The organism is Thalassotalea fonticola, assembly GCF_032911225.1.
GTDB lineage: Bacteria > Pseudomonadota > Gammaproteobacteria > Enterobacterales > Alteromonadaceae > Thalassotalea_A > Thalassotalea_A fonticola.
Window position 1 is genome coordinate 4,464,758 of the sequence record NZ_CP136600.1, and the last position, 18,741, is coordinate 4,483,498.

Sequence of the window (18,741 nt, forward strand, 5' to 3'; positions counted from 1 at the left end):
TTTGTTAATAAAAGAAAGGAGTATTTCAGCTTGATATGTTTTTTTTGATATGAAATTAACTTCTAATGAGGAGGAGTTGAAAAAATTAAGGCTTTAATAAGATGATTAAAGCCTTAATGAAATAAGAGTATCACTTACTAACTAGCAGATTTTTTTCTCGCCTTTTTCGCTTTCTTAGCCTTTTTAGCGGCTTTTGCTTTACGGGTTAGACCCGCATTTTTCTTAACGACTTTTTTGGTCTTATTTTTTTTAACTGGAATTCTTGCTTCTTTATAAGCAGGTCGCAGCTCATCAATAACACGGCGACGCAGTATTTCTTCGGTAAAGCGTTCAATTTTACCAACCGAAAGCATATCATGTGCTTCAACTAGTGAAATGGCTGTTCCTTTTTTACCTGCTCGCCCTGTACGGCCAATACGGTGTACATAAATGTCAGCTTTGCGCGGCATATCAAAGTTAATTACATGAGTTATGTCATCAATATCTAGGCCACGAGCTGCAACATCGGTCGCAATTAAGATGTTCACTTTGCCTGTTTTTACACGAGATACTGCATTATTACGCTTGTCTTGCGGCATTTCACCTTCAAGCCATGCGTTACTCAATTCTTCACTTTGTAAAACCCCGGCAAGCATCTGTACTGTTTCGCGTTTGTTAGCAAACACAACCGCACGTTTAACATCTTTTTGTTTGAGGATATGGCAAAGCAACTTTAATTTATGTTCTTTGCTATCGGCTAAATGCAACCATTGGTGAGTTTTGGCTTTTTCTTTACGAGAAGGATCTGATTCAACAAATACAGGCTCGTTCAATAAGTCTTTCGAAAAACGAATAATTCCGGCACCAGCTAAAGTTGCAGACAATAATAACGTTTGTTTTCTCCAGCGTGCTTCACCCGCAATACGATTGATACTGTCAGAAAAACCCATATCCAACATACGATCTGCTTCATCTAACACTAATATTTCAATGTCTCTGGCATCAAATTGTTCGTTATCGATGTAATCCATTAATCGTCCAGGTGTCGCGATTAACATGTCAGTAGTTTGCGTTAAAATTTCTTTATGAGAACCATAATTTACACCACCGGTAATTAAGCCAATTTTGATGTCGGTAAATTCCGTTAATAATTCAGCCTGCTGAAATATTTGGGTGGCTAATTCTCTTGTTGGCGCAAGAATTAATACTCTAGGAAAGCCTGGCTTTGTTCTTGGGTAATCTAATAAATGCTGAGCACAAGGCAAAATAAACGCTGCAGTTTTACCTGTACCAGTTGGTGCAGATGCTAAAACATCTTTACCGGCCATGGCTTCTGGCAATACTAAATTTTGGATTGATGTTGGTTTTTTAAAGCCAGCCTTAACAGTACCGGCAACAAGTTCATCATCAAGATCAAATTGTTTAAACATGGAGTATAATTACCTTAGAGTCTTAATAGAGTTGTATTCGTTTCGAATGTAAAACGTATTCTATTATATAGTATATTTTATGAGCACTTAGCGATATTGTTTTTTATATTAACTTCGCGAGTATTAAGCGAGCAGCTCACTCATTTCTTCAAGTATTTGTTCGGACCAATTCTCGATGCGTTGCTCAGATAAATCATATTGCGTTTCATCATCAAGCGATAGGCCAACAAAAAAATCTTTATCTGGTGTTAGTGCCTTTGATTCTTCAAATTCATAACCTTGATTTGGCCAGTAGCCAATTATGTTGGCTCCTTGGGGAATGATTTGATCGTGCAACATCCCTAGTGCATCCTGAAACCATTGACCATAGCCCACTTGGTCACCTAAACCAAACAAAGCAACAATTTTGTCTTGTAAATTTAAGCTGGTAATATCATCCCAGCTTGATTCCCAATCTTCTTGTAATTCACCAAAATCCCAAGTGGAAATTCCAAATATAATAATGTCGTATTGCAAACAATCAGATAATGGTACATCTTTAATGTTAAATATTTCAACAAGATCTGTACCCATCGCAGCCTGAATTTTTTCAGCCGCCATTTCGGTATAGCAAGTAGTTGAACCATAGAACAAACCGATTTTCATTATGTTGATATTTCCTGTACTTTATTTGCCCGCGATTCTAACAGAAAATTCAGCTTAAGCTAAAGTGAAATACAGCTAAATGTTGGCATTAATGAACTATAATGTGTTAATAACACGTTAATTTAGGTGTAAATAGGCAAAACTGTTATCAAATACTTTGGTTTATCTTGCATTTGATGGCATAAGTCAGTAATTTTACCCGCCTGAATCCGGTCTTATTTTTATGCGCTCTTGAACAATGGTAAGAGAACTCTAATAAATACAGTTAACACGGAAAGCATATTAGGAATTGAAGTTATGTTAAAAAAATTAATTGCAGTGGTAGTGACATCGTTTGTGTTGCTTACATTGCCAAGTCAAGCTGTTGAAAACAACGAAGCTAAAATCAAAGCAAGTTTAGGCAAGTTAGGTTTAGAAGTTGAGTCTATTGCTCCTTCTAAAATGGATAATTTATATGAAGCTTTTACTAACCAGGGCATGTTTTATACCAGCGCTGATGGTAAATTTTTAATTCAAGGTAAAGTTTACGAAATTTCAGCAGATGGCATCAGTAGTTTAACCGAAGAAAGTTTAGCTAAAGTTCGCATCGAAGGCATGGAAAAATTTGAAGGTTCAATGATTGTTTTTCCGGCGAAAGATGAAAAATATCAAATGACAGTATTTACCGATTTAACCTGTGGATATTGTCGTAAATTACATAACCAAATGGGATCATATAACGACTTAGGTATTACTGTTCGTTACTTGGCATACCCACGTGGTGGCCTACAAAGTCAATCTTTCTCTGATATTCGCAGTGTATGGTGTAGCGATGATCAACAAAGAGCGATGACGAATGCTAAAGGGGGCTCACAAGTAGAACAAAAGGTCTGTTCATTACCTGTTGCCGATCAATACGATTTTGGTAAAAAAATCGGTGTTTCAGGCACCCCGGCAATTATGCTTGATGATGGCATGATGCTACCTGGATATAAAACACCAGAGCAAATGCAACAAATATTTCAAAGCTATTCAGTGAAAAAATCAGGTTAATACAAATCCGTTTTTTATGGTAAGGCGCCTCTTTGGCGCCTTACCTGCTTTTACGACTTTATAATTTGATTAATCCGTTTGGTATAATAGATTAAATACGATACTCTAATACCACTTCACTGCTACATAGAACACCTTAATGGACAAGCAAATCAGTCGACGTGCAATCTGCGACACTTCAACATTACCTGAACATTTACACCCTGTATTAAAGCAAATTTATGCATCTCGTGGCATTTCTTTGCCAAGTGAATTAGATCAAGGCGCAGCAAGTATGCATAAGCCTTCACAATTAATGGGGTTAGATCTTGCCTGTGAATTATTATTTGCTGCCATTAAAGAAAATAAGCGCATTATTGTAGTAGGTGATTTTGATGCTGATGGCGCAACATCAACAGCATTAATGATGCAAGGACTAAGCTTACTCGGTTCAACAAATCATGACTTCATCGTGCCGAATAGATTTGAATATGGTTATGGATTAACACCTGAAATAAGTGAAATAGCAGTTGCTCAAGGCGTTGACGTTATTGTTACCGTCGATAACGGCATAAGTTGCATTCCAGGGGTTGCCAAAGCAAAAGAGTTAGGTGCTATGGTGATAGTTACCGATCATCACTTACCGGGAAGTTCCTTACCTAATGCTGATGCCATTGTTAACCCGAACCAACATGGCTGTACTTTTCCGAGTAAAGCCTTGGCAGGGGTAGGGGTCGCGTTTTATTTGATGGCTGCACTTCGTCAAACAATGCGCAGCAATGGCTGGTTTGCAAGCAAGCAGATCCCAGAGCCAAATATGGCACAACTTCTCGATTTAGTTGCTTTAGGAACCGTCGCCGATGTGGTGAGTCTGGATCAGAACAACCGAATTTTGGTTGCTCAAGGTTTAAAGCGCATTAGAGCCGGTGCAACACGCCCGGGTATTCAGGCGTTAATTGAAATTGCCGGTAAAAACCAACAAAAAATGGTTGCTAGTGATTTTGGTTTTGGATTAGGTCCAAGGTTAAATGCTGCAGGTCGTCTAGATGATATGGGGCTGGGTATTCAATGTTTACTCGAAACTGACTTAAATAAAGCCCGAGTAATGGCAAAAGATCTGGATGACTTAAACAAAACCCGCCGTGAAATTGAGCAGGGTATGCAGTTTGAGGCTGAAAATGTACTTAAAAAGCTTAATTTTAATGACAGTAACTTGCCTTCTGCGTTGGCGTTATTTCAAGAGGATTGGCATCAAGGTGTTATCGGTATTGTTGCTGGGCGATTAAAAGAAAAGTACCATCGACCAACAGTTGTTTTTGCAAGTAGCAATCCTGACGACAATAGCGACACTGCTGAAATCAAGGGGTCGGCGCGCTCAATTCCGGGGTTACATATTCGCGATTTATTAGAGCATATTGATTCACAACATCCGAATATCATATTAAAATTTGGCGGACATGCAATGGCTGCCGGACTTTCTATAAAACTTGCCGATTTTGACAAGTTTCAAACACTGCTTAATGAATATGCACAAAAGTGGTTAAGCGCAGAAATGCTACAAGGCAAGGTACTTTCTGATGGCGAATTAGCAAAAGATGCCTTTAATTTAGAGTTTGCTAGCTTATTAAGAGAATCTGGACCTTGGGGGCAAAACTTTCCTGAGCCTGTGTTCGATAACCATTTTAAAATTATTCAACAGCGAATTGTTGGTGAGAAGCACTTGAAACTCATGGTACAAATTGATGATTTAGCCATTGATGCTATCGCTTTTAATGTTGACACATCTCTTTGGCCTAATAATCAATGTGAGTGGGTACACTTGGCGTATAAACTCGACATTAATGAGTTTAGGGGCAAGCAAACTGTGCAGCTTTTAGTGGATCATATTGAAGCTGCTTAAAACAGCCCTACGAAAAATCACAAAGATATCGCTCTGCTCTTTTATGTAGGGCGTTATTACGCTACAATGCGCGACTATTTTTCTAAGTTTTTGAGCTAAGTTTTTATTGATGTTTGAAGTCAATCCTTTACATAACCAAATCAAAGACATTCGCGAACGCACTGATGTGCTTCGGGGGTACCTTTGACTATGACCAAAAAGCTGAACGTTTAACCGAAGTTAATCGTGAATTAGAATTACCTGATGTATGGAACGAACCTGAGCGCGCACAAGCGCTGGGTAAAGAACGTTCGTCATTAGAGCTTATTGTAAAAACTATCGATGATATGGATAGCGGATGTGAAGATGTTAGCGAATTAATCGAACTTGCTGTTGAAGAAGATGACGAAGAAACGTTAAATGAAGCAACCGATGAACTTATTGGCCTAGAAGCTCAATTAGCGAAGTTAGAATTTCGCCGAATGTTTAGTGGTGAGCAAGACGCAAATAATTGTTATCTTGATATTCAATCAGGCTCTGGCGGCACTGAAGCACAAGATTGGGCACAAATGATCCAGCGTATGTTTTTACGTTGGGGTGATGCAAAAGGCTTTAAAGTTGAAGTGTTAGAAGAAACTGATGGTGATGTCGCTGGTATTAAAGGCTGTACTATTAAGTTTTCAGGTGAGTATGCCTATGGTTGGTTACGTACCGAAACAGGTGTACATAGATTAGTGCGAAAGTCACCGTTTGATTCCAGTGGTAAGCGTCATACGTCATTTGCCTCTGCCTTTGTTTACCCAGAGATAGACGATGATATTGAAATTGATATCAATCCAGCTGATTTACGTATTGATACGTTTAGAGCATCTGGCGCCGGTGGGCAGCATGTTAATAAAACCGACTCGGCGATTCGTATTACCCATGTTCCTACTAATGCGGTGGTGAGTTGTCAAGCCGACCGCTCGCAACATAAAAACAGAGCTACGGCAATGAAGCTGTTAAAAGCTAAATTGTATGAGCTTGAAATACAAAAACAAAACGCTGATAAACAAACCTTAGAAGATGGCAAATCAGATATAGGGTGGGGCAGTCAAATTCGTTCCTACGTGCTTGATGATAGCCGCATTAAAGATTTACGAACTGGGGTTGAGTCGCGTAATACGCAATCGGTACTCGACGGCAGCTTAGATCAATTTATTGAAGCCAGCTTAAAATTTGGCCTGTAAGAACAAATTAAGAATTTACGTAATACTGAGAAATTAAAATGACAGAACAAGCTAAAGACGAAAACAAATTAATCGCTGAACGTCGCGGTAAATTAGACAACATTCGTGAAAACTGCCCAGCTAATGGCCACCCAAATGATTTTAATCGTGAGCATTACGCTGCCGATATTCAAGCTGAACATGGTGATAAAACCAAAGAAGAGCTGGAAGAGTTACAAGTAACTTATGCTGTAGCTGGTCGAGTGATGGCTAAGCGTGGCCCGTTCTTAGTGTTACAGGATATGTCTGGCCGCATTCAAGCTTACGCTGAAAAGGCCGTACAAAAAGATATTAAAGCGCGCTGGGGCTTATTAGATATTGGCGACATTATCGGTGTTAAAGGTGTGCTACATAAATCAGGTAAAGGCGATTTGTATGTGAATATGGAAGAATATTCACTATTAACTAAGTCATTACGTCCATTACCAGAAAAATTCCACGGTTTGTCAGATCAAGAAATGAAATATCGTCAGCGTTATGTTGATTTGATCATTAACGAAAAAACTCGTGATACCTTCCAAGTGCGTTCACAAATAGTTAGCGGTATCCGTAACTTCTTAACTGAACGTGGTTTTATGGAAGTTGAAACGCCAATGCTACAAGTGATCCCTGGTGGCGCAACGGCCAAGCCATTTGAAACATTCCACAATGCATTAGACATTGATATGTTCTTGCGTATTGCACCAGAGCTTTATCTTAAGCGTTTAGTGGTTGGTGGTTTTGAAAAAGTATTCGAAATTAACCGTAACTTCCGTAATGAAGGTTTGTCTACTCGTCATAACCCAGAATTCACTATGATCGAATTCTATCAGGCATACGCTGATTACAACGACTTAATGAACCTTACCGAAGACATGTTACGTACATTGGCAGAAAATGTAATGGGTAATTCAGTTATTCGTAATACAGTTAAAAATGCTGAAGGCGAAGTGACTGAAGAGAAGTTCTACGATTTCGGCCAACCATTTGAGCGTTTATCTATGATGGATGCAGTCATTAAACATGGTCCTCACTTAGATGCAGATGTAATTAAAGATCCTGAAGGTCGTTTTGACGAGCTTAAAGCAATTGCTAAACAAGTAGGCGTTAAAGAGCCTGAAGGTAAAAACGTTTGGGGCCCTGGTAAGTACTTATGTGAGATCTTCGAAGAAGTTGCTGAGCATAAACTTGATCAACCTACTTTCATTACAGAGTACCCTTGGGAAGTATCACCACTTGCTCGTCGTAATGATGACAACTCATTCATCACAGACCGTTTCGAATTCTTCGTTGGCGGCCGTGAATTAGCAAATGGTTTCTCTGAGCTTAACGATGCTGAAGATCAAGCCGCTCGCTTTAAAAAGCAAGTTGAAGAAAAAGATGCTGGCGATGATGAAGCAATGCACTTTGATGAAGACTACATCACGGCCCTTGAGTATGGTTTACCACCAACTGCAGGTGAAGGTATCGGTATTGATCGCTTAGTTATGTTATTTACTGACTCTCCAACAATTAAAGACGTTATTTTATTCCCACATATGCGTCCTGTTGCTGAATAAATAGGTATAACCGTAAATTGAAAAAAACCACCGCAGGGTGGTTTTTTTATGCCTAATAACTAGAATGATGCGTTAGCTTTCACTATCTGCTTATTTAAACCGCTAATATGACTTAGAAAATTCGGCAGATTTCCCTTATCAAGGAGATTACGTTTCAGGTACTAACTTATAAATTCCCTGCCCATCAACAGCAACGTAAATGTAACCATCTGGACCCTGTTTAATATTCCTAACACGAGTAAGCTTATCTTTAACTATCTCTTCTTTGACAACGTTATTGCCATCCAAAGTTAACATGACCACATAACCAAACTTCAATGAGCCTATAAGTACATTCCCCTGCCATTGAGGATATTTATCACTGGTAACAAACGCCATACCTGATGGCGCTATTGATGGATCCCAGTACCACAACGGTTGTTCCATGCCTTCCTTTTTGGTTAAGTCGGTGAATGATGTACCTGAGTAATTAATACCGTAGCTAATTTCTGGCCAACCATAATTTTTACTTTTGCCGATGATATTAACTTCATCGCCGCCACGGGGTCCGTGTTCATGAGTCCAGATTTCACCTGTGACGGGATGCTTTGCCATACCTTGAGGGTTTCGGTGACCATAGGAGTAAATAGCTTTTTTAGAAAGACTATTCTTAATGAATGGGTTGTCAGCAGGAATGCGGCCATCCGCATGCAATCGATATACTTTACCTGCATCACGATTAATATCCTGTGGATTAACATCTCTTTGCCCTCTGTCACCAATTGAGAAATATAAATAGCCTTGGTTATCAAATGCTAACCGACTGCCAAAGTGAACACCTTTATCGCTATAAGCGTCAGCAATATATATATCTTCTTGCTCTGTTAACGCCATACCTTTTAATTTAGCGCGCATGATGGCGGTGCTCTTACTTCCTTTACCGTCAGCTTTGGCATAAGAAATATAAATCCAGCCATTATTGACATATTCAGGGTGTAAAACTATATCAAGCAAACCACCTTGTCCGCCTGCTTCGATATCTGGTAAGCCGGAAATTTTATCGGCTTTGAGCTTTCCTTGCTTCACTACTTTTAACTCACCACTGCGCATAGTAATTAACAAGTCGCCATTTGGTAACCAAGCCATTCCCCAAGGTATCCCAGAATCTTCGATGTATAACTGTGCATTAAACTTTTGGCTTGATTTACTCATTTGTATTTCACCCTTATCAAAAGAGTTTGTCCAAAATGGAGTAAATGCAATGCAAGCGATTAAAGGTAAAAGAGCTTTTCGTATCAGTGACATTGTATTTCTATATTTATATATTAAACCTTGATCATAATAGTCAATTCCGTCGTGATTGAAAACTAAACTCAAGTTAAATTGGTTCATCTCTTTTATACGTTTGTATTGGCAGGGGAAATAACGTAATTTAAGTAGAGCCTAAGGGCAACAAAGAGCGATAACTAGTCGTTGAATAACGGAATTTTTCCACTTATTAAAACTATGGCAAGGATGCATATGAATTATAAATTTTTAATACTCGTACTTAGTTTATTTGTTCTCATATCATGTAACTCAACTACTGCAAAAATTGATAAAAGTTGTTTAGCACAAAACTCAGAACGATTTGTAGAACCAGAGCAATCAAAATACAATCTACCTTTTGGTGTAGGTGAAAGTTATGAATTGCGCCAAGGAAATTGTACATTCCATACGCACTCTGTAGAGTACAAAAGTGAATTTGCTTTTGACTTTGTAATGGATGTTGGTACTCCTATCCATGCTGCTCGCTCAGGTCAAGTTGCCGCAATAGAAGATCGCTTTTTTGATAGTAATAATAAAGAAAGTGATTTCAATTACATTGCAATAGCTCACAAAGATGGGACATTTGCTTTTTACATTCATCTCACAAACAGTGGTGTAACTGTTGAATTAGGAGAAGTGATAAACCAAGGGGATGTAATTGGCTATAGCGGTGACACAGGGATGGAGTCAATTCCTCATTTACATTTTCATGTTATAGAAACAAATGAAGGTTGTTTTAAAAATGATGTTATCGGTTCATGCTCTACGATTCCAATATCTTTTAAAAATGCTAATCCAAATGACAAAATACTTATGCAAGGGATAATTTACACCGCAATGTAGGTTGCCTAACAAGCTATTGACGCGTTAATAACCTATCACTCATGGTACATTTGCACCGTTCAGTGAATTTATGTAATGTAATCAAAAGCTCACCGACAGGTTTGAGCGAAAAACAGCCGCTTTATGCCCTAAATTAGTTCGTTTAATGGGGATACTTTAATTTTACTTAAAGCACCACTTAAACTATATTCAATCCCATGACTATTCGAGTTCAAACGACATCCCCATTAAAGCTTTTTGCACTACTTGGCTTTATTTTTATTACTGCTTGCGGCGGAGGTAACTCTTCTAAGGAACGTTTAAAGATAGCAGATTTAGATATGGATGAGTCATTGAAGAGATGCATTGGGTATTCTCGGCATAGTGATGATGACCCTTGGGAATATGCTGATGAGATCGAAAAAATTGAATGTGATCATTTAGATGGCATTAAAGGGTTACATTATTTAACCAACCTCAAACTTGTTGCTATTGAAGACTCGGGACTTACTTCTATAGATCTAAGTGAAAATCGTCAGATTATAAATTTAGATCTTTCAAATAACCTCTTAAGAACTATAGATCTTAGTCAGCAAGAGAACTTGATGATACTTGATATATCAAATAACAAAATCTCAACATTAGACCTTACTGATAATAGTCAGCTCACCTCTCTATATTTTAGTGACAATCAAATTGCTAATCTAGACCTAAACAATAATACGTTGCTAAGAGGCGTTTCAGGTGGAGGAAATATCATAACAAGTATTTCTTTTTCCAATAACTCGAAATTAGAAACCTTAGATCTAAGAAACAATAAAATTCAGCACATAGACTTAACACATTCCCCTCTTTTATGGAGGCTTAATTTAACGTTTAATCAGTTGAATACAATAAATATTACTCAAAATACTAGTTTAGAAGAGTTTTTTATCAACCATAATAATCTGACGATATTAGATACTAGTAATAATTACAAACTAAGGAATCTTGGTCTAAGTAATAATAAAATTGAATCATTAGATATAAGTGAAAATCAAAATTTAGGCGGTTTACATCTCAATAATAATAATATTTTTACCATAGATATAAGCAATAATAAAAAATTAAGTATACTGGGATTGAGTAATAATAATTTAAGTGACATAGATTTAAGTCAAAATGTTGATATTCAAGGGCTTAGCTTATCACAAAACCAATTAACTGAGATTGATATACAATATAATATCAATTTGGAAGGAATTGACATCAGTAATAATCTACTAACGAATATAGTAACTACTAACAATCAAAAAATAGGGCTTATTAATGTAGAAAACAATCAACTAGTTTCAATTGATGTTAGCTTTAATTCTCAATTAAATGAATTAAATATAAAGAACAACCCTTCTATTCCTTGTAGTGACATAGTAGCCATTAAAGAACAGTTTCATCAATTGTTGTTTTATTATGATGAACAAAATTGTTCATTATAAAATAATTAAATATTGAACTCCCACTGTCGGCCATTATAAGTCTGCTTATGGCACAAAGCAGCCGAAATCATGGATTCCCGCCTTCGCGGGAATGACGGTGTATTTTTTCTATCTCTGTTAATGGCACAAACCAGCCTATTTTAGGCACTTCAAAACTGGAGGAGATTCAATCCAACAACATGATGGAATGACGACGCTTTTTTTTAATTCTAAGAATGTCTCACAATGATACTAAAAAGCCCTGAATATAATCTTTATATTTAGGGCTTACTTTAAATTGAGGTAATTGCTAACAGTAATTAGTGGTCGTGACCACAGCCGCCTTCAGCGTGTACATGGCCATGAGCAATCTCTTCTTCTGTTGCGTCACGTACTTCTAATATTTCAACATCAAATTTTAAATCGATACCGGCAAGAGGATGATTACCATCGACGGTGATTTCGTCATCTTCCATACCAATCACAATAACGGTTTGTTCACCGTCATCAGTTTGAGCACGTAACTGCATGCCAACATCTAAGTCTTCGATGCCTTGGAATAATGATTTTGGTACTGTTTGAACGTACTCATCATGGCGTTTACCGTATGCATTTTCTGCATCTACATCAACAACAAATTTATCGCCTGCTGCTTTGTCGTTTAATTCTGTTTCTAAACCAGGAATTAAAAAACCAGCGCCTTGGATAAAAGCTAGAGGCTTTGAGTCGTGAGAGCTGTCGATTAATGTTTCTTCGCTGTCCATTACTGCGTAATGCATAACTACAACTTTATTGTTCGCTATTTTCATAAATTTTCCTGACTATGTTTAAGTATTAATTTCTAAGATTGTTCAAGTACTGAATAAGGTAATGTCATTAAGTTAAATTTAATGCCATTGTGGTGTTTTAAGCGTAAGTTTGCACCTTGCTCTGTATCATTAGCAAGTACAGCTTGAATATAAATAGTGCCGTCATCGGCCTCATAGTGGCTAATAATGTCGCCACCTTTACGCCAGTTTTCACCCATTTGTTTTTCTAAAATTGAGCCGTCATTGATCCCTGCTTCTTCTTGCCATTTGGCTTCACCTTCACTTTTAAGGATAAATAATGCTTTTTTATTACGCCCTAAATACTTCATCCGTGCTACGGTTTCTTGGCCAAGGTAGCAACCTTTGCTAAAGCTTATGCCATTAACAAATTGTAGGTTTAACATTTGCGGTACGTATTCACTGACAGAGCTTTCGTTCATATGAACAAAACCGGATTGAATCTCTGTTAGCGTCCACAAGGTACTTGGAAAAATGTCTATTGTTAATGACTCAGCCAGTTTGTTAATACTAGCTGTTGGCGCAACTACCAAGTAGCGATTTGTGGTTCCGCACACATAAATAACAGATACTTCATTATGAGTTATTACTGGTGTAAAAGAGTCTGGTACGGCGTTAAAGTTGTTTTGTATAAATTCCACACCTTTGCTGCCCGTTAACGCGAGATAGCTCAAGTCATTAGCTTCGCTTATATCTACTTTGGCAAAGACACCAAATTTTTGCAGCTCTTTCATTGAGCTCGCTAATGAACCTTTGCTTTGAATGAGCAGACGGCGATCTGCATGATTAATTAATCGAAATGCGGAAAACATTTTACCTTTAGCATCACAATGTCCACCAACCAGTAACTTATTATTAGCTAATTGCGCTACATCACATGTCAGTTGACCTTGTAAGTATTTATCTGCTTCATCACCCGTAACTGATATGGCACTGATGTTATCAACAATAACGGCAAAGCTTTCTGGTAGTTGTTCAATATTTGGAAGAGAAGTTTGAAGATTCATAAGGTTCTACTATTGTTTAATTAGTATATAAATAAGGATTGTAGTGCTTAAATTCAAGCAATAACAGCAAATTTAACATAATTTGTGGCTAGTCAGCAGGTTTTTGAAAAGCTACAATAGCGCATCAAATAATTCCTTATTTAAATGTTGGATTGAAAATGTCGTTATCCGAAAATAAACCTAGATTACGTTGGGCGTGCCGTCGTGGCATGTTAGAGCTAGATGTATTATTTATGCCGTTTGTTGAAGAAGCATGGGATGATTTGACTAAACAACAAAAACAAGACTTTGATCGTTTACTCGAATGTGATGATCCTGAGTTGTTTGCTTGGTTTATGGGTCACGAGGAATGCAAGGATGAAGCCCTCAATGCAATGGTGCAAATTATACTCAACCGAGTCAAAGTATAATTTTACCTTACGAAATTCTGCCAAAATAAAACAAGTCCCGTATTACCTAGCGGGGCTTATATTCATTGTTTCCTTTATAATTTTAAGCCACTTTGGTTTACATCTAAGTCATAATACTAATTTTTTATGCTCGGCGGCGGCTGCGCTTTATGCGTTCATTTTATATAGACACTTACCGTTAAACATCTTTGCTATAAATGCCTTTGTTATTAGTGATAATGGCTTATTAACCCTAGCAGCAGACAAACATTATAGTTTAGCAAAAGGTAGTCTTGTATACAGCTTTGGTTGTGCATTGAAGTTAACCGAAATAAAGCCCCAAATGTTAGCCCCGCAAGAAACAAGTAAACCGCTATACAGGTTTATATTCAAAGATGAATTAAATAATAAAGACTACCGCCGATTGTGCCGAATAGTACAGCGGTACAATCGTTAGGCAGAAAATCGATTGTTAACAATCACTATTTACAACGGGGGCCGTTTATTTGCTTTTAGAGACGGCTTCAGAATTGTAGGGCCTGAATTGTCAAGCTGTTCAGGATAATCCAGAGTGTAATGCAAGCCGCGGCTTTCTTTGCGTTTCATTGCGCAAAGTATCATTAGTTCGGCTACCTGTACCAAATTACGTAATTCAAGTAAGTTATTACTTACTCTAAAATGGCGATAATATTCTTGTATTTCAGCCTGTAGCAGTTTAACTCTGGAAAGTGCTCTTTCTAATCGTTTGGTAGTACGAACAATGCCGACATAGTCCCACATAAACAGGCGCAGTTCATGCCAATTGTGTTGGATAACTACTTCTTCATCAGAATTTGCTACTCGGCTTTCATCCCAGGCTGGTATGCGCTTTATTTTTTGCTTGCTAACAAGATGCTCTTTAATATGACTAGCAGCTGCTCGGGCAAAAACGATACATTCTAATAATGAATTGCTGGCCATTCTATTCGCGCCATGTAAACCTGTATAAGAAACCTCACCTATAGCGTATAAATTATTAACATCTGTTTGACCATGTTTGTTTATCATAACTCCACCACAGGTATAGTGTGCAGCGGGTACTACTGGTAAAGGTTCTTGCGTCATATCAAAACCAAGCTTACTGGTTTTTTCAAAAATAGTAGGAAAGTGGTCTTTGATAAAGTCTTTCTCTTTATGGCTTATGTCTAAAAACATACAGTCGGCGCCAAGGCGTTTCATTTCAAAATCTATTGCTCTGGCAACCACATCACGAGGCGCAAGCTCCGCACGTTCGTCAAACTCAGGCATGAACCTGCTGCCATCAGGGCGTCTCAATATTGCCCCTTCGCCGCGCAATGCTTCGGTAATCAAGAATGTTCCTGCTTTGGGGTGAAATAAACAAGTTGGATGAAATTGATTAAATTCCATATTCGCAACACGACACCCTGCGCGCCATGCCATAGCGATACCATCACCACTGGCAATGTCAGGATTTGAAGTATATTGATAAACTTTACTGGCACCACCGGTTGCTAAAATAGTTTTTTGGGCGTGAATAGATTCCACTTTTTCACTGTTTCGGTTCCATATATAGGCGCCAATACACACTGATTCACCGTTAACGTCATTATTAATCAGATCAACCGCATTCGATCGTTCAAATATTCTTATTCTAGAGTGGCGTTTTACTTTTTCAGCTAAGGTTAACTGAACTGACTTTCCGGTAGCATCGGCAGCATGTAGAATTCTGCGATGGCTATGACCGCCCTCACGAGTTAAGTGATAATGAGTATCACCATTGCTATCTTGTTCTTGGTCAAAATCAACACCTTGAGAAATCAACCATTGCATTGACTCTTTTGCACTTTGTGCAGTAAAACGCACTACATCTTCATCACAAATGCCGTTTCCTGCAATTAAGGTATCAGACACATGTGAATCTATAGAATCATTTTCATCAAATACTGCGGCGATACCACCTTGGGCATAATAGGTAGAACCTTCATTAATAGGGCCTTTACTTAACAGAATAACATCTGCATTGGCAGCAAGTTTTAATGCTAAAGTTAAACCGGCAGCACCACTGCCAATGATCAGAACGTCACAGTTATGTTGTTGATTCATAGATTGGTTTTTTGTGTTGGTCTTGTTAAAGATTGAATTTTAACTTACTTTAAAGGGAATTGGCAAAAATAGGCTGAAATAATAGCTTAATGATGAATAATTCAACAAATTTGCTGTTTTTTTAGTTTTTTTTCATCTTTATGCGAACTTTTTCGAAAACACTCAGTCCTAATTGATGTGTTTGCCTGAGCTGGAACAAACATTGAGATAAGTTTTTAACCAAATAGTATTTGGTTTTTTAGGAGTAACGGCTCAGATGAGCGAACAGAATGTAGACCAAATGTTGGTTCAACAGGTACAAAATGGCGACAAAAATGCGTTTAACCTGTTAGTAAAGAAGTACCAGCAAAAGGTAATGAATCTGGTATCGCGCTATGTAAAAAACCAGGCGGATGTAGCCGATGTGACTCAAGAAGCGTTTATTAAAGCGTATCGAGCGTTAGGAAACTTTCGTGGTGAGAGTGCATTTTATACTTGGCTATACCGAATTGCGGTAAATACAGCAAAAAACCATTTAATGGCCGGTTCGAGAAAGCCGCCAGGAAGTGACATAGATGTTGAAGAAGCCGAATTTTATGATAGTGGCGACGCATTACGAGAAAATGCATCACCAGAAAAATTATTGTTAACCGATGAAATTCGTCAGTTAATTTTTAAAACCATAGAACAACTGCCTGAAGAATTGCGCACAGCAATTAATTTGCGAGAGTTGGATGGTTTAAGCTATGAAGAAATAGCTAACGTAATGGATTGCCCGGTAGGTACCGTTCGTTCTCGAATATTTCGAGCTCGAGATGCGGTAGATAAAAAAATAAAACCTTTATTACAAAAGTAGGTTACCCATCTTTAGTAAGTTTAGGTTAATGTATAACAGCGCTATCAATGAGTACTATATATGAATGAAAATAAGTTTGAATCACTATCTGCGTTACTTGATAACGATAATGTCGAACAAACATTATTAGATGAAGTATCGCATGATGACAAACTGAGTGACACTTGGAGCCGATATCATTTAATTGGTGATATTATGCGTGGTGACAGTAGCGACTTTATCGACCGCGAGTTAAGTGAAAATATTGCTGTTGCAATAGCTGCAGAGGCCACCGTATTAGCACCGGTTGCACGTCCAACAATTACTCAGCGGGTAAAAGCCAAAGTTATTCAATTATCTAGACCGGTAGGGCAATTTGCTATTGCTGCATCTGCAGCTGGGCTTATGGTTCTCGGTGTACAACAAGCTAACGTTGCTGAAGAGGGGCAAGTTGTTCCTACGCAAGTATGGCAACCATTGCCTATGGGCGGCGTTGCTAATCCGGTAAGCTATAACTATTCAACCCAAAGTTTACCGACTCAAAAACAGTCAACAATCGATCGTCATCAACGTTTACAAGCCTTACTAGCTGATCATAATATGCAAATTAAATTGCAATCAAAAGTTGCACAAGAAAGCGCTGAAGAATTAGTTGAAACCCAACCTGAATAGAATTAATGAAAATATTTAGCACTTTATTTCTGCTGGCGTTGATTTCAACGCCTGTTTTATCGCAAGAGGCAGAGCCTGCCTTAGCCACAAATACCCCCCAAACTGAATTAGATTCTGAGTCGTCAGAAACGATTAAGGCGCCCACCGCCTTACAATGGTTACAACGATTATCACACTCAATGAAGACGTTAAATTTCGATACGTCTTTTGTGGTTGTTAGAAATAATAGAGCCGAGCCTTATCGTTGGTTACATGGTATTGAAAATAATCAAGAACTGGAACTTATAACCTTATTAAATGGGCCTCGTAAAGAAGCGATTAGAATTAATAATACTGTCAGCTATTTTGAATCTGATCATTCACCTTACTCAGTTAACAATAACAGCATTAGTGGGCCTATTCCTACTGCATTATTCGGTAACATCGAAAAATTACAATTAACTTACGATTTTATTGGCGTTGGTAAAAGCCGAATTTTGGGCAGGCCAGCACAATTAGTGCGGTTAGAAAGTAAAGACAAGCAACGATTTGGTTACTGGCTTTGGTTAGACATTGAAAGCGGCTTGTTATTAAAAGCTGCAGTGATCTCTCGTCAAGGTGAGTTATTAGAACAAATTCAATTTACTCATTTAATGATAACCAAGCAGTCGAATGATATTTTAACCCAAATTACTAGTGCTAAACTTCCTGAACCGCATATGTTGAATGCCAGCGATATTAAACTTCCTTGGCAAGTTAACTGGTTACCAGACGGGTTCGAATTGGTAAAAACCAGTAAGCGATTAATACAAAAGGTTGAAGGTCAAGTAGAGTCGTTAATGTTTAATGATGGTCTGGTTGATGTATCAGTATACGTTATTGCCAGCGATGATCCGCCAAGGCAAGTTACCGTGAATCAAACCGGTGCAACTGTGTTATTATCAAGTTTACGAGAAGGCTATGAAATAACTGTAGTGGGGCAAGTACCTGCTAAAACTGCTGCAAGTATTGCTCAATCGATTAGCTTTAACTGATATAACATTAACCTGAGCATTTATATGATCGAAGAAACTGCCACTGTGGTTGCGATAGAAGGCAACCAAGTTATTGTTAAAAGCGTGATAAAATCTACCTGCCATAGCTGCAATCAACAAGATGATTGTGGCAGTGGCCAAATTGCCAAAGCTATTCCCCATAAAGCACTGACTACTCGCTTTGAAAATACTACTGCTCAGTTAAAATTAGGCGACGAAGTTGTCATTGGTTTATCTGAAAAAAGTGTTATTAGTAGTGCGCTACAGGTTTACATGTTGCCATTGTTCGCGATGATTGTGTTTGCTGCAATAGGGCAGTTTATTTTAGTTGAGCAACAACAAATGCATGAATTACTTGCTTTAGTTTTTGCTGTTTTAGGTGGTTACTTAGGGCACTTAACCGCTAAAGTCTTACAAGCGAAGCAACAAGTCCAATCTAACTTACAACCTAAATTGCTGCGTAAATGCAGTGATGTTATCACTTCCAAACCAGTCTAAAGTTTAATAATTTAAATGTTTGAAACATTATTTAACGGTTTTAACGATGAATTATGTTTAAAAAGGCAACTAAAGATAGCGACACTCGCGGAAATTAGCTAAAAT

17 protein-coding genes are annotated in these 18,741 nt (G+C 37.9%); 11 read left to right on the forward strand and 6 right to left on the reverse strand.

Features of this window, described 5'->3' with window-relative positions; genetic code table 11:
• Nucleotides 1–137: 137 nt before the first annotated feature.
• Nucleotides 138–1,409, reverse strand: coding sequence for an ATP-dependent RNA helicase SrmB (srmB, locus tag RI844_RS18410; RefSeq protein ID WP_348396102.1), 1,272 nt, complete (start codon nucleotides 1,407–1,409; stop codon nucleotides 138–140).
• 123 nt (nucleotides 1,410–1,532) lie between these two features.
• Nucleotides 1,533–2,054 (reverse strand): flavodoxin FldB, encoded by a 522-nt coding sequence (gene fldB, locus RI844_RS18415; RefSeq protein WP_348396103.1) that lies wholly within the window; start codon nucleotides 2,052–2,054, stop codon nucleotides 1,533–1,535.
• A 297-nt stretch (nucleotides 2,055–2,351) separates the two neighbouring features.
• Here fldB and dsbC point away from each other — a divergent pair, with 297 nt between their 5' ends.
• The 4 genes from dsbC to lysS all read left to right on the forward strand — a co-directional run bounded on the left by dsbC (nucleotide 2,352) and on the right by lysS (nucleotide 7,750).
• Nucleotides 2,352–3,086: a bifunctional protein-disulfide isomerase/oxidoreductase DsbC gene (dsbC, locus tag RI844_RS18420; protein WP_348396104.1), complete on the forward strand. Its 735-nt coding sequence runs from the start codon at nucleotides 2,352–2,354 to the stop codon at nucleotides 3,084–3,086.
• 139 nt (nucleotides 3,087–3,225) lie between these two features.
• Nucleotides 3,226–4,965 (forward strand): single-stranded-DNA-specific exonuclease RecJ, encoded by a 1,740-nt coding sequence (gene recJ / locus RI844_RS18425; protein ID WP_348396105.1) that lies wholly within the window; start codon nucleotides 3,226–3,228, stop codon nucleotides 4,963–4,965.
• A 109-nt stretch (nucleotides 4,966–5,074) separates the two neighbouring features.
• Nucleotides 5,075–6,173, forward strand: a protein-coding gene (gene prfB, locus RI844_RS18430; RefSeq protein ID WP_348396106.1) for a peptide chain release factor 2 whose coding sequence is annotated in 2 segments (ribosomal slippage) — nucleotides 5,075–5,149 and nucleotides 5,151–6,173 — 1,098 coding nt in all. Because the reading frame shifts where the segments join, the coding sequence is not laid out codon by codon here.
• Nucleotides 6,174–6,211: 38 nt separating this feature from the next.
• Nucleotides 6,212–7,750 carry a lysine--tRNA ligase gene (gene lysS, locus RI844_RS18435; RefSeq protein ID WP_348396107.1) on the forward strand — a complete coding sequence of 513 codons (1,539 nt, stop codon included), beginning with the start codon at nucleotides 6,212–6,214 and terminating at the stop codon, nucleotides 7,748–7,750.
• Between the two features lie 147 nt (nucleotides 7,751–7,897).
• Here the strand turns inward: lysS and RI844_RS18440 are convergent, their stop codons facing one another.
• Nucleotides 7,898–8,941: a PQQ-dependent sugar dehydrogenase gene (locus RI844_RS18440; protein WP_348396108.1), complete on the reverse strand. Its 1,044-nt coding sequence runs from the start codon at nucleotides 8,939–8,941 to the stop codon at nucleotides 7,898–7,900.
• A 309-nt stretch (nucleotides 8,942–9,250) separates the two neighbouring features.
• Here RI844_RS18440 and RI844_RS18445 point away from each other — a divergent pair, with 309 nt between their 5' ends.
• Nucleotides 9,251–9,880 carry a M23 family metallopeptidase gene (locus tag RI844_RS18445; RefSeq protein ID WP_348396109.1) on the forward strand — a complete coding sequence of 210 codons (630 nt, stop codon included), beginning with the start codon at nucleotides 9,251–9,253 and terminating at the stop codon, nucleotides 9,878–9,880.
• Nucleotides 9,881–10,077: 197 nt separating this feature from the next.
• A complete protein-coding gene (locus RI844_RS18450; protein ID WP_348396110.1) occupies nucleotides 10,078–11,334 on the forward strand; it encodes a leucine-rich repeat domain-containing protein in 1,257 nt (418 codons plus the stop codon).
• Between the two features lie 299 nt (nucleotides 11,335–11,633).
• Here RI844_RS18450 and RI844_RS18455 read toward each other — a convergent pair whose 3' ends face one another.
• Nucleotides 11,634–12,122: an FKBP-type peptidyl-prolyl cis-trans isomerase gene (locus RI844_RS18455; protein ID WP_348396111.1), complete on the reverse strand. Its 489-nt coding sequence runs from the start codon at nucleotides 12,120–12,122 to the stop codon at nucleotides 11,634–11,636.
• Nucleotides 12,123–12,154: 32 nt separating this feature from the next.
• On the reverse strand, nucleotides 12,155–13,147 hold the full coding sequence (ygfZ, locus tag RI844_RS18460; protein ID WP_348396112.1) for a tRNA-modifying protein YgfZ: 993 nt from the start codon (nucleotides 13,145–13,147) through the stop codon (nucleotides 12,155–12,157).
• A gap of 158 nt (nucleotides 13,148–13,305) precedes the next feature.
• On the opposite strand from ygfZ, the gene RI844_RS18465 reads away from it, so the two are divergent.
• Entirely contained in the window at nucleotides 13,306–13,557 is a 252-nt protein-coding gene (locus RI844_RS18465) for an FAD assembly factor SdhE (protein ID WP_348388548.1), read from the forward strand.
• A gap of 465 nt (nucleotides 13,558–14,022) precedes the next feature.
• On the opposite strand, the gene nadB is transcribed toward RI844_RS18465, so the two are convergent.
• Complete coding sequence (nadB, locus tag RI844_RS18470) at nucleotides 14,023–15,639, reverse strand: L-aspartate oxidase (RefSeq protein ID WP_348396113.1); 1,617 nt, start codon at nucleotides 15,637–15,639, stop codon at nucleotides 14,023–14,025.
• 256 nt (nucleotides 15,640–15,895) lie between these two features.
• Here nadB and rpoE point away from each other — a divergent pair, with 256 nt between their 5' ends.
• The 4 genes from rpoE to RI844_RS18490 are packed head-to-tail and all read left to right on the forward strand — an operon-like array spanning nucleotide 15,896 to nucleotide 18,636.
• Nucleotides 15,896–16,474, forward strand: coding sequence for an RNA polymerase sigma factor RpoE (gene rpoE, locus RI844_RS18475; RefSeq protein WP_348396114.1), 579 nt, complete (start codon nucleotides 15,896–15,898; stop codon nucleotides 16,472–16,474).
• 60 nt (nucleotides 16,475–16,534) lie between these two features.
• On the forward strand, nucleotides 16,535–17,125 hold the full coding sequence (locus RI844_RS18480; RefSeq protein WP_348396115.1) for a sigma-E factor negative regulatory protein: 591 nt from the start codon (nucleotides 16,535–16,537) through the stop codon (nucleotides 17,123–17,125).
• A gap of 5 nt (nucleotides 17,126–17,130) precedes the next feature.
• Complete coding sequence (locus RI844_RS18485) at nucleotides 17,131–18,138, forward strand: MucB/RseB C-terminal domain-containing protein (RefSeq protein WP_348396116.1); 1,008 nt, start codon at nucleotides 17,131–17,133, stop codon at nucleotides 18,136–18,138.
• 24 nt (nucleotides 18,139–18,162) lie between these two features.
• Nucleotides 18,163–18,636: a SoxR reducing system RseC family protein gene (locus RI844_RS18490; protein WP_348396117.1), complete on the forward strand. Its 474-nt coding sequence runs from the start codon at nucleotides 18,163–18,165 to the stop codon at nucleotides 18,634–18,636.
• Nucleotides 18,637–18,741 lie beyond the last annotated feature (105 nt).